Source organism: Micromonospora sp. WMMD1128 (genome assembly GCF_027497235.1).
Lineage (GTDB): Bacteria > Actinomycetota > Actinomycetes > Mycobacteriales > Micromonosporaceae > Micromonospora.
The window spans coordinates 1,181,163-1,193,195 of the sequence record NZ_CP114902.1; the positions used below are offsets into that span (position 1 = coordinate 1,181,163).

Sequence of the window (12,033 nt, forward strand, 5' to 3'; positions counted from 1 at the left end):
ATCGTGTGAGGGTCAAGCGCGTCAGCGGTTGCCGCCGCTGCGGTAGAACCGCCGCGCGCCCGGGTGCAGCGGGATCGGATCGGTCAGCGCCGCGCTCGACCGGGTGAAGTTCGCCGCCTCCGGGTGCACCTGGGCCAGCTCGCTCTGCCAGGTGAAGAGCACCCGGGTCAGGTCGTACGCGAGCTGGTCCGGCATGTCCGCGGCCACCAGGATCACGTTCGCCACCGTGATGGTCGGTGTCGGCTCCGGCGTGCCGTAGACCTCCTTGGGCAGGATCGCGGTGGTGTAGACCGGGCCGAAGCGGGCGCCCAGCGGCTCGATCAGGTCGCTCAGCGGCAGCAGCCGGAACCTCCCGGGCGTGGCGGAGAGCAGGTCCTTGACGCCCGGGGTGGGTAGCCCGCCGGAGAAGAACATGGCGTCCAGAGCGTTGGCCCGCATCCGCTTGACGGTCTCCGGCAGCGACAGGTTGACCCGCTGGATGTCCCGGTCGGGGTCGATGCCGGCGGCGGTGAGCAGGCGCCCGGCGACGATGTCGGTGCCGGACTTCGGCGAGCCGGTGGAGATCCGCTTGCCGCGCAGGTCGGCGAAGCTGCCGATCTTGCCGTCGGCGCGGACGATCACGTGGGTGTAGTTGCTGTAGACCCGGGCCAGCGCCCGCACCGGCTGCGGCTGCTTGTCGAAGACGCCCCGCCCGCTGACCGCGTCGGCGGCGGTGTCGGCCAGGCTGAACGCGATCTCCATGTCGCCGCTCGCCAGCCGGGTGATGTTCTCCACCGACGCGCCGGTCGGCTCCGCCCGCGCCTCGTAGCCCGGCAGGTGCCGGCTGATCAGGTCGGCGTACCCGCCGCCGAGCTGGTAGTAGACGCCTGTGGTGTTGCCGGTGGCCAGGAAGATCCGCCCGCCGTGCCAGGCCGGAGCGGCGGTGTCCCCGCCGCCGCAGCCGGCCACCAGCACGGCCGACAGCAGCGCGGCCACCAGCCGCAGCGGGCGGCGGGTCACTGCCGGACCGCCGGTTCCAACGCCTCCGCCACCCGCTGCACCAGCGTCGCCGTCTCGTAGCCGATCTGGCCCAGGTCGCACCCGGGCGCGGCGAGCACGCCGAGCAACGCCCGCTCGCCGACCGCCATCACCAGCATCACCCCGCCGTCCATGTCCACGATCTGCTGGCGTACCCGCCCGGCCGACATCAGCCGGGCCGCGCCCACGGTCAGGCTGGCCAGGCCGCTGATCACGGCGGCGAGCTGGTCGACCTGGTCGGCGGAGAGGTCCGGGGAGGAGGCCAGGCGCAGCCCGTCCTCGGAGACCGCGAGCGCGTGCGAGACGTCCGGCACCTGCTCGGCGAAGTTCGCCAGCAGCCAGTCGAGTCCGGCGGTAACGGGTGTGGTCATGGCGTTCTCCCGGTGGGTGTGGTGGTGGTGTTCGAGGTACGGCGGGTCGCGCTGGCCACCCCCGCGGCGAGCGCGGACAGCCGGGCGCGTACGACCTCGGGGTCGAGCAGGTCCGCCGCCGGCGGCGGCGTGGTGGCGCTGGGCATCGGCGCGGGCAGGCTCCCGCCCCGGGTCCGGCGGGGCAGGCCCGCGCCGGTGGTCGACACCGGCGCCGGCGGGGCGCTCACCGGCCGGAGCCGCGCCTCGACCGGCACCGGCAGGGCGCCGCCCGGTGGGCGTACCGCGGCGACGCCGCGCGCGCCGGGCGATCGGGCGGCCGGCGGCGCGGCGGTGACCAGGTCGCCGACCGCGGCGGCCGGCACCGCCGTGCTCCCCGGCTTGAACCAGGGCGCGGTGGGCCCGTGCGGGGCCCGGCGGTCGGCGGCCGGCCGTCGGGTCACCGCCTCGACCCGGGTCAGCGCCGACTCGGGCACCTCCACCTGCGCCACCGTTCCGCTGTCGACGTGGTGCAACTGCACCCGGATGCCGTGCCGGGCGGCCAGGTGGGCCACCACGTGCAGGCCCATGCTCCCGGCGGCGGCGCTCGACAGCGTGGCCGGCGCGGCGAGCCGTTCGTTGATCTCGGCCAACCGGCTGTCGCTGATGCCGATGCCCTGGTCGTGGACGCGCAGCACCAGCCCGTCCACGGTCCGCCGCCCGTCGACGAGCACCCGGGACGCCGGCGGCGAGTAGACCGTGGCGTTCTCCAGCAGCTCGGCCAGCAGGTGCACCAGGTTGCCGGCCGCCGCGCCGTGCACCGCGGCGGCCGGCACGTCGATCTCCACCCGCGGGTAGTCCTCGATCTCGGACGCCGCCGCCCGCACCACGTCGTCCAGGAGCAACGCGCCCTCGTGCCCCCGGCCGGGCTCGCCGCCGGCGAGGACCAGCAGGTTCTCGCCGTTGCGGCGCAACCGGGCGGCCAGGTGGTCGAGCGCGAAGAGCCGGGCCAGCGCGTCCGGGTCGGTCTCCTCGCGTTCGAAGTCGTCGAGCAGCCGGAGCTGCCGGGTGATCAGCGTACGGATCCGGCGGGCCAGCGCCTCGGCCATCCGGGTGACGTCCAGCCGCAGCTCGGCCTGCTGACCGGCGAGCCGCAGCGCGGCCCGGTTGACGGTGTCGAACGCCTCGGCGACCTGCGCCACCTCGTCCCGCCCGCGGCGGATCCCGTCGGTCATCCGGGTGGCCGGACCGTCCTCGGGCGCGCCCTCGCCCGCCGCGATCGAGGTGATCCGTTCCGGCAGCTCCCGGTTCGCCATGGTGAGCGCCGCGACCCGCAGCCGGCGCAGCCGGCGGCTGGTGCGTACCGCCAGCAGCACGGCGGTGACGAGCGAGCCGAGCGCGACGGCGCTCGTCGCGGCGGCGGTCAGCAGCGCGCGCAGCCGGGCGTCGCCGGCCAGCTCGGCGGCGTCACGGTCCAGGTCGTCGGAGAGTTCCCGGCCGAGCAGGTTGTACCGGCGGATGGCGCCGCTCTGCGCCACGTACCAGGCGTCGCCGTCGGTCCGCAGCGTCTCCGGCGTACCGTCGGTGTCCAGCACCGCGTCGCGCATCCGCCGGGCCGCCGTCACGTCCGTGCCGTCGACCACCCGGTACCAGGCGGCGTTCGACGGTCCGGAGGCGATCCGGAGGAATTCGGCCTGCCGCTGCTCCCGGGCACCCCGCAGCCGGCCCAGCCGGGCCAGCTCGCCCCGCTCCAACGCGCCGCGGACGAACACCGTGCGCAGCAGGTCGCGTTCCAGCGCGGCGAGGTGCTCCTGGGCGGCCACCGAGGCGACCTCGCGTGCCTCGTTGGCCAGGCCGGCGTCGCGGAGCTGGCTGGGCAGCGCGTCCGCGACCGCGAGCAGCGACTCCACCAGGGACCCGTACGCCGGGTCGCCGCGTTCCCCGGTCACCGCCAGCGCACGGGCCGGGTCGAGCTGGTCGAGGTGGCCGTCGGCGTTGTCGAGCACCCGGGCCAGGTCCGGGGCGGCCCGCCGGGCGTCGCCGCCGGCCGAGCGGTACCTGTCGACCGCGGCGTCCACCCGGCGTCGCTGGGCGTCGACGAGGGGCCGCCCGGCGTTGCCGCCGCGCTGGCGCAGCGCGGCCGTCTCGGCCAGCTCGCGTTCCAGCTCGTGCACCAGCCGGACGGTCGCGGTCGCGGTGCCGGCCAGCACGCGCGCCCGGCCGGCGTCCGCGGAGGCGTCCAGCGCGGCGCCGGACTGCGCCGCGCCGAGCACCACCAGACCGGCCGTGGCCACCAGGATCGGCGCGAGCAGTTGGACGCGCACCGACCGGAAACGCCCGGCACGGTCCGCGGAACGGTGGTGCCGGCGTACGCGGGTGGGGTGGGGCTGCGGCACGGGGGTCTCCGGGTCGGGTGTGGGTCGGCCGGGCCCGGACGCGGGGTCCGGGCCCGGCCGGTCGGGTCAGCTCGCGCCGAGGTCGGTGAGCGCCCGCTCCGCGCCCCGGTGCAGCGGCACCGGGTCCGTCTTGCGGGCGTTGCCCAGCTCGATGCCCTTGGCGGCCGGGTTCGCCTGGGCCAGCGCGTCCCTGCGGTCGAAGACCGTCCGGGTGATCGCGCAGGCGACGTCCGCGTCGAGGTTGTCTCGCACCAGCAGCACGTTCGGCACCACGATGGTGGGCACGTCGGCCGGCGTCCGGTAGATGTCCTTGCCGATGGTGCCGGCCTGGTACGCCGGGTTCAGCTCGGCCATCTTCGGCAGCAGCGGGCTGAGGTCGAGGAACGTCATCTTGTCGCCGGCGGTGGTGAACAGGTCGGTGACCCCGCCGGTCGGCACGCCGCCGGACCAGAAGAACCCGTCGATGCTGCCGTCCTTCATGCCGTCGACGGTCTTGGTGAGGTCGAGCCGCTGCGCCTGGACGTCCTTGGCCGGGTCCAACCCGGCGGCGGTGAGCAGCCGGTTGGCGATGACCTCGGTGCCGGACTTGGGCGAGCCGGTGGAGATCTTCCGGCCCTTCATGCCGGCGACCGAGGTGATCCCCGAGTCGGCCCGCACGACCACCTGCGTGTAGTTGTCGTAGATTCGGGCCAGCGCCCTGACCGGCTGCGGCGCGTCGAAGCTCTCCTTGCCCTGCACCGCGTTGACCGCGGTGTCGAACAGCGAGAACGCCACGTCGTACTGGCCGGCGACGAGTTGCTCGACGTTCTGCACCGACGCGCCGGTCTCGGCGGCCGTCCCGGTGAGCTTGCCGTCGGTCGTCTTGGTGAGTTCACCGGCGAGCGCGTTGCCGACCACGTAGTAGACGCCGGTGGCGTTGCCGGTGGCGATGCCGACCCGGGTGTCCTTGGTGACCTTGCAGGTGACGTCGCGAGCGGCGTCGTCGGTCGCCGCGTTGTCCTGCCGGCCTCCGCACCCGCCGGCGGCGACCAGGGCCAGCGCCCCGACGCCCGCGGCTATTCGCCTGTCGATCCGTTTCACGTGCTCTCCTCCCCAGGGGATTCCTCTGTCGACGGGCGGGCGGCGCCACGTCGGGCGTACACGCCCGCGACGGCCGACGCGGCGAGCACCGCGCCGATCGCCATGGGCAGCGGTTCCAGCCAGAGCAGCACCAGCCCGGCGACCGCGCCGAGGAGCCGCTCCGGCGGGCCGGCCGGGCCGACGCCGGGTAGCCACCCGCCGGCCGCCACGGCCAGCACTGTGACGCCGAGCGCGGAGACCAGGCCGGCCAGCGCGATCCGTCCGGCCCCGCCGATGCCGAGCAGCCCGAGGCCGGTCGGCGTGATCACGAAGGCGAGCGGGATGAGGTACGCCGGCAGCGCGTACCGCAGGGTCTGCCACATGGTCGGCACCAGCCGGCCGCCGGTGATCGCGGCGGCGGCGACCGCGGCCAGCGCGGTCGGCGGCGAGACCTCGGACAGCACCGCGAAGTAGAAGACGAACATGGCCGCGGCGGGGGCGGCGACGCCCAGGTGCAGCAGCGCCGGGCCGATGATGACCCAGCCGATCACGAAGGACGCGGTGACCGGCACGGCGAGGCCGAGCAGGCTGAGCGCGACCGCGGCGAGCACGGCGGTGAGCGCCAGCACCACCGCCGGTTCGGAGCTGACCGACTGCGCGCCGCCGATCAGCAGCGCCGCCGCCTGCGGGCCGAGGCCGGTCTTGGTGGTGGTGGCGGTGATGATGCCGGCCGCGGCGCACACCGCGCTCACCGCGAGCACCCCGCGTACGCCGTCGCGTAGCGCCGCCACCAGCCGGGCCGGGGTGAGCCGGTGCCGCCGGTCCAGGAAGGACAGCGCGGCGGCCAGCCCGGTGGCGATCACCACCGCCCGCATCGCGGAGGCGCCGAGCGCCAGCACCACGATGATCACGAGGAGCGAGAGGAAGTGGTAGCCGAAGCGGGCCAGCAGCCGCCACGCCGAGCCGGTGTCGAGGACCACCGGGCGTACGTCCGAGCGCCGGGCGTCGATCTCGACGGAGAGCAGGATGCCCAGGTAGTAGAGGACGGTCGGCACGGTGGCCCAGCCGAGCACCTGGAGGTAGGACACGCCGAGGTATTCGGCGATGATGAAGGCCGCCGCGCCGAGCGTGGGCGGGGAGAGGATCGCGCCGACCCCGGCTGCGGCGAGCATGCCGCCGGCCCGTTCGGGCGGGTAGCCGGCGCGGCGCAGGATCGGCCAGGTGACCGCCCCGATGCTGACCGTGGTGGCGGCGCCGGAACCGGAGACGGTGCCGAGCAGGAAGCCGGAGGCGACCGCGGTCCGGCCGGCGGCGGTGCGGGAGCGGCGGAACGCGGCGGCGGAGAGTTCCACGAAGAACCGGCCGGCGCCGGAGAGGTCGAGCACCGCGCCGTAGATGGTGAACAGCACGATGTAGGAGGCGGCCACGTCGAGCGGGGTGCCGTAGAAGCCGGTGTCGGAGTTGTAGAACGCGTCGACGAGCTGCCCGAAGTCCAGGCCGGCGTGCGCCACCGGCCACGACTGCGGGAGCAGCCCGCCGTAGTAGCCGTAGCCGAGGAACAGCACGCACACGGCGGGGAGGATCCATCCGGTGGTGCGGCGGCACGCCTCCAGCAGCAGGAGCAGCAGGCCGGTGCCGAACGCCACGTCCAGCGGGTTCAGCAGGCCCTGCCGGTCGAGGAAGGCGTCGTAGCCGCCGCCGCCGGCCGCGCCGAGCGCGACCGGCAGCACCGGGTAGAGGCAGACCCCGAACGCGGCGGCGGCCAGCAGCCAGTCGACAGCCGTCGGCCGCGTCGTGTGCCGGGCCCGGGCGGGGTACGCGAGGAAAACCATCGGCAGTACGCCGGCGAGAAAGATGATGAGGTAGTACTTGCTGCCCTGTGCCAGCGGAAAGAACACCTGCCGGAGGGTCAGCAGCGCGACCGCGACGGTGACGCCGGTGAAGAGCATCCCGACCGGTCCGGAGAGCACCCGGCCCGGTTTCTCCTCCTCGAAACGCGCGGCCAGTTCGCGGGTGTCGGGGTGCGCCGGGTCCCGCGTGTGGTGGTGGCTCGCGCCCGGTCCGTCGTCCGCCCACGCGGGGTCGGTGACGTCCCCCTCGTCCGGCGGGAGCGGCACCTCGGCGGCGTCCACTTCGGACCCACCCGACTCGCCGGCGGGCGGCCGGGGTGGCGGGGGAGTGGCGTCGGAGGGGCGAACGGGTGGCACGAGGGGGGACGATACGCGAATGGCGGACACGTTGGGAACATTGCCGATCGTGATTGCATTGAGTGACGGATCGCGGCTCCGATCACTCACCGCACATTCATTCTGAATCCCTTTCGCAATTGTCTGGCGCCAGGTGGGAGCGCTGTTCGGCAGTCGCGTCGCTATGGTGAGTCGGGCCCGCTACTAACGATGAAATGAACTGGTCACTCACCGTAGGCGTGATGACCGAGCGTGTCTGCTTCCGCGGTGCAAGCCGGACCTGTTTCCGGTCGGATTTCGGACAGGGCGGGGCGGGCGGCGGGTTCTGGTCAGATCTCGGTCGGGCGGGGTGTGCGGGCCCATGCGACGAAGCGCTGTGCCAGGTCCTGGGGAGCGGTGCCGTCACGCACGGTGGCGAGGTCGGTCGTCGCCTCGCACAGGAGCGTGCCGAGGTACACCAGTAGCGCGATCCGATCCTCGCGGTACTCACCGAGCAGGGCGAGCCGGGCGGGCGAGCACGGCCACGCCGCACCGCAGATCCGGCAGCGCCAGGACGGGCGCGCCGCGACGTGTGGGCGGTGACGCGGCATCAGCGTGTCCCCTCCCCGTCGGGTGTGCTCGGCGCGTGCGGGGCCTGCGGGGCGTGCGGGGCATGCGGTGCCGCGCGCCGGCGGCGCCAGAACCTGATGCGCATGGTGAGCCTCCCGTCGTGACTGGAATGGGGGCGTCGGCGGACCTCGTCGTGCGCCGACGCCCCCGGCCTGGTTCCGCCCGCCGTCCGATCCCGTGAGCGGTTCCGCTGCGTGACAGTCTGGTGACGGTGCGACTACGGTGGGGGATCCGGCACGGTGACGACAAGCGCGTCCGGCGGCCGGCTCCCGGGTGTGTCGAGGATGTACGGAGGCGGTCCGTGGAACTGTCGTCCATGCTGGAGCACTTCGCCGAGGAGCTGCGGCTCGCCCGCGCAGCCAACGGCATGTCCCAGACGTCGTTGGCCGAGGCGTTGACCTACTCCGGCGCGCTGGTGGCCAAGGTGGAGACCTGCGAGCGCCGCCCGAGCCTGGATTTCGCGCGCCGCTGCGACACGGTGCTCGGCACGGATGGGCGCTTCGAGCGGATCCAGCGGCGGATCGGCCGGGAGAGCGTGGTGCCGTGGTTCCGCGACTGGCCCGGCATCGAGGCGGACGCGACCGCGCTGCGCTCGTTCGAGCCGCTCTGCGTGCCGGGCCTGCTCCAGACCGAGGGCTACGCCCGCGCGTTGCTCTCCGGCGGCGGCCTGTTCGCGCCCGACGAGGTGGAGCAGCAGGTGACGACGCGGCTGGATCGTCAGGCGTTGCTGACCCGGGAGCGGCCACCGCTGTTCACCTTCGTCGTCGACGAGCACGTGCTGCGCCGGCGGATCGGCGGGCCGGAGGTGATGCGCGAGCAGGTGCGCCACCTGGTGAAGGTCGGCTCGGGGCTGCCCCGGGTGCGCATCCACGTCGTGCCGCTCACGGCCGGGGCCTACCCTGGCGTCAACGGCCCGTTCGTGATCGCCACCCCACCGCACGGCGAGGACGTCGTCTACCAGGAGGGCCAGCTCCACGCCCAGGTGATCGACCGCGCCGAGCACGTGCGGCAGATGGTCGAGGTGTGGGAGTCGGTCCGCGGTGAGGCACTATCGCACCAGCAGTCCCTCGAATTCCTGACGGAGATGGCGGAGACATGGACCTGAGCAACGCCCGGTGGCGCACGAGCAGCCGCAGCAACGGCCAGGGCGGCAACTGCGTGGAGGTGGCGGACGGACTGCCGGGCGTGGTCGCGGTGCGCGACTCGAAGGACCCGGCCGGTCCGATCCTGGCCTTCGGCCCCGACGCCTGGCGCGCGTTCGTCGACCGGCTCCCCGCCCGCTGACCGACGCCGGCCCGTCTCCCACTGACCGGCTCGTCTCCCGCTGACCGGCTCCGGCTCGGCGGGGCGGCGGTGGTCCCGACACCTCCCCCGGCGTCCGGATCGGGTCGTGCGAGCCCGGGCCCGCCCCGGGTGGCGGTGAACGGGTGCGCTGGCCTTCCTCGGTCGTTCACCCGGTTACCACGCCCCACCCCCGCGACCATTCCGCCGTCAGAGTGCCACCCACCCCGGCACATGGCGACCGGATTCCGCACGCCGTCAACACACCCAGGCCCACGACTGGAACGCTATGGACGCCTCAGCGCGCCCGAGACGGCCATAGCGTTCCACCCGCGCTCCGCCTGGGGGGTATCAGGGGGTCGGAGACAGCCAAGGGGCGACAAAGGTGGCGTGGCCCTCCTGAGAAACGCCTGGTTATCCGTCCCCGCCTCGGGGCAAGTCGTGGGTGACGACACGACGACGAGGGAGGTGCGATGGCAGGCGACGAGTCTCCCGCCCGTGACGGGCGCGACCGCACCGGGCCGGCGGGGCCGGACGACCGCACCGGGCCGGCGGGGCCGGACGACCGCACCGGGCCGGTGGGACCGGACGACCGCACCGGGCCGGTGGGACCGGACGACCGCACCGGACCCGTGGGACCGGACGACCGCACCCGGCCGGTGGAGCCGGACGACCGCACCCGGCCGGTGGGGCCGGACGACGGGCCGGACAGCCCGACCGACCTGTCGGGCACGGGTTGGGTGGCGACGCTCAAGCGGACTGCCCGGGAGTTCCAGGACGACAGCCTGACCGACTGGGCCGCCGCGCTCACCTACTACGGCGTGCTCTCCATCTTCCCGGGCCTGCTGGTGTTGATCTCCCTGCTCGGCCTGCTCGGTGACCGGGCCACGAACGGGGTGCGGGACACGGTCGGCCAGGCGGTGCCGGAGGAGAACATCCGGAAGATCATCGAGAGCGCGATCGACCAGGCCGGGCAGTCCGGCGGGCTGGCGAGCGTCGCGGCGGTGATCGGTCTGGTCGGCGCGTTCTGGTCGGCGTCCGGCTACGTCGCCGCCTTCATGCGCGCCTCGAACAGCATCTACGACGTGCCGGAGGGCCGGCCGATCTGGAAGACGCTGCCGATCCGGCTCGGCGTGACCGCGGTGATCGGCGTGATGTTGCTGATCAGCGCCGTGATCGTGGTGTTCACCGGTGGGCTGGCCGAGCAGGCGGGCAGCGCGATCGGGCTCGGCTCGACCGCGGTCACGGTGTGGAACATCGCCAAGTGGCCGGTGCTGCTGCTCCTGGTCAGCCTGATGTTCGCGATCCTCTACTGGGCCTCGCCGAACGCCAAGCACGGCGGTTTCCGCTGGGTCAGCCCCGGCGGCGTGCTCGCCGTGGTGCTCTGGCTGCTGGTGTCCGGTCTGTTCGCGTTCTACGTCAGCAACTTCGGCTCCTACAACAAGACGTACGGCGCGGTCGCCGGCGTGATCATCTTCCTGGTGTGGCTCTGGCTGAGCAACGTCGCGATTCTGCTCGGCGCGGAGTTCGACGCCGAGTTGGAGCGCAGCCGCGCCATCGCCGCCGGGCTCCCCGAGGACAAGGAGCCCTACGTCGAGCTGCGCGACGACCGCAAGCTGCGCAAAAAGCGCAACACCCCCACCGCGCGCTGACTCACCCCCCACCCCCCACACGCCCGCAGATTCACGGAAAGAGTGGCTATCCGCGCCCGGATGGCCACTCTTTCCGTGAAACAGGGCGCGGGGGGCGGGGTGGGGCGGGGTGCGGGGTGGGGCGCGACGGGGGTTTTCATGATCCGCGACGCTCTTTTGTTCGGATAGACAAAAGTTTCCGTCAGATGAGCCGAAGCTATGGACACGTGACCCGGAACGCTCCTACTGTGTCGGACACAACACATCGCCGCTGCGTCGATGTGACCGAATCCGATGCGGAGGTGACTGCCGGTGCGGACGGTCGACCCCCTGCACGTGCGGCTCCTGCGGGTGCTCCGGGACGAGGGCCCGGTCTCCCGCGCCGAGCTGGGCGACCGGCTCCAGATGCCCCGCCCACGGCTGCTCGCCGAGCTGCAACGGCTGGTCGCCCTCGGCTACGTGGCCGAGGCCGGACTGGCCGCCTCCCGGGGCGGTCGCCGCTCCACGCTTGTCGAACTGAGCCCGCGCCTCCGGTTCGCCGCCGTCGACCTCGGCGCCAGCTCGATCGACGTCGAGGTGGTCAACGGCCGGCTGGAGCCGGTCACCGCGTACGCCGAACCGGCCGACATCCGCTCCGGCCCCAAGGTGACCCTGCACCGGGTCAACGACCTGCTGCACAAGGCCAGGGCGGACGGCGCGTACGAGCGGCTCGACGCGATCGGCATCGGCGTGCCGGGGCCGGTGAGCTTCCGTGACGGCGTGCCGGTCTCCCCGCCGATCATGCCGGGCTGGGACCGCTTCCCGGTCCGCGAGGTGCTCACCCGCGAGCACGGCTGCCCGGCCGTGGTGGACAACGACGTCAACATCATGGCCATCGGCGAGCGGCACGGCGGTGTCGCCCACCCGATTGACGACTTCCTCTTCATCAAGATCGGCACGGGCATCGGCTGCGGCATCTACCTGCACGGCGAGGTCTACCGGGGCACCGACGGCTGTGCCGGCGACATCGGCCACATCCAGGTCGACCCGAACGGACCGATGTGCTCCTGCGGAAACGTCGGCTGCCTGGAGGCAGTGTTCAGCGGCGCGGCGCTGGCCCGGGAGGCGACCGCCGCGGCCCGCGCCGAGGCGTCGCCGGCCCTGGTCGAGCGCCTCGCCGCCCGGGGCTCGCTGACCGCGCTCGACGTGGCGCAGGGGGCGACCGAGGGAGACGTCACCTGCATCCAGCTCATCCGCGACGGTGGCCGGCGGGTCGGCAGCGTGCTGGCCGGGCTGGTCAGCTTCACCAACCCGTCGATGATCGTGATCGGCGGCGGGCTCGCCCAGCTCGGCCACATTCTGCTCGCCGAGATCCGCAGCGTGGTCTACCGCCGCTCGCTGCCGCTGGCCACCGGCAACCTGCCGGTCGTCCTCTCCGAGCTGGGCCCGCGCGCCGGCGTCGCCGGCGCGGCCGTGCTCGCCAGCGACGTCGCGTTCGGCGAACCGGCATGAGCGAACGCACCGAGCG

10 protein-coding genes are annotated in these 12,033 nt (G+C 73.7%); 4 read left to right on the forward strand and 6 right to left on the reverse strand.

Going from position 1 to position 12,033, the window contains the following annotated elements:
* Nucleotides 1-21: 21 nt before the first annotated feature.
* The 6 genes from O7602_RS05750 to O7602_RS05775 form a co-directional block, all read right to left on the reverse strand.
* On the reverse strand, nt 22-999 hold the full coding sequence (locus tag O7602_RS05750; RefSeq protein ID WP_281587174.1) for a TAXI family TRAP transporter solute-binding subunit: 978 nt from the start codon (nt 997-999) through the stop codon (nt 22-24).
* Nucleotides 996-1,388, reverse strand: a complete 393-nt coding sequence (locus tag O7602_RS05755; RefSeq protein ID WP_091071202.1) for a roadblock/LC7 domain-containing protein — start codon at nt 1,386-1,388, stop codon at nt 996-998. Before O7602_RS05755 ends, O7602_RS05750 begins: the two co-directional genes overlap by 4 nt.
* On the reverse strand, nt 1,385-3,760 hold the full coding sequence (locus tag O7602_RS05760) for a nitrate- and nitrite sensing domain-containing protein (protein WP_281587175.1): 2,376 nt from the start codon (nt 3,758-3,760) through the stop codon (nt 1,385-1,387). Before O7602_RS05760 ends, O7602_RS05755 begins: the two co-directional genes overlap by 4 nt.
* Before the next feature lie 66 nt (nt 3,761-3,826).
* A complete protein-coding gene (locus O7602_RS05765) occupies nt 3,827-4,840 on the reverse strand; it encodes a TAXI family TRAP transporter solute-binding subunit (protein WP_281587176.1) in 1,014 nt (337 codons plus the stop codon).
* Entirely contained in the window at nt 4,837-6,951 is a 2,115-nt protein-coding gene (locus O7602_RS05770; RefSeq protein WP_281587177.1) for a TRAP transporter fused permease subunit, read from the reverse strand. The genes O7602_RS05765 and O7602_RS05770 overlap by 4 nt, the downstream gene beginning before the upstream one ends.
* 383 nt (nt 6,952-7,334) lie before the next feature.
* Nucleotides 7,335-7,595, reverse strand: coding sequence for a flavin reductase (locus O7602_RS05775; RefSeq protein WP_281587178.1), 261 nt, complete (start codon nt 7,593-7,595; stop codon nt 7,335-7,337).
* A 320-nt stretch (nt 7,596-7,915) separates the two neighbouring features.
* Between O7602_RS05775 and O7602_RS05780 the strand changes: the two genes are divergently transcribed.
* From O7602_RS05780 to O7602_RS05795, 4 genes are all read left to right on the forward strand, one after another.
* Complete coding sequence (locus tag O7602_RS05780) at nt 7,916-8,719, forward strand: helix-turn-helix transcriptional regulator (protein ID WP_281587179.1); 804 nt, start codon at nt 7,916-7,918, stop codon at nt 8,717-8,719.
* Nucleotides 8,710-8,898, forward strand: coding sequence for a DUF397 domain-containing protein (locus tag O7602_RS05785; RefSeq protein WP_281587180.1), 189 nt, complete (start codon nt 8,710-8,712; stop codon nt 8,896-8,898). The genes O7602_RS05780 and O7602_RS05785 overlap by 10 nt, the downstream gene beginning before the upstream one ends.
* Before the next feature lie 470 nt (nt 8,899-9,368).
* Entirely contained in the window at nt 9,369-10,547 is a 1,179-nt protein-coding gene (locus tag O7602_RS05790; protein ID WP_281587181.1) for a YhjD/YihY/BrkB family envelope integrity protein, read from the forward strand.
* A 291-nt stretch (nt 10,548-10,838) separates the two neighbouring features.
* Complete coding sequence (locus tag O7602_RS05795) at nt 10,839-12,017, forward strand: ROK family transcriptional regulator (RefSeq protein WP_281587182.1); 1,179 nt, start codon at nt 10,839-10,841, stop codon at nt 12,015-12,017.
* Nucleotides 12,018-12,033 lie beyond the last annotated feature (16 nt).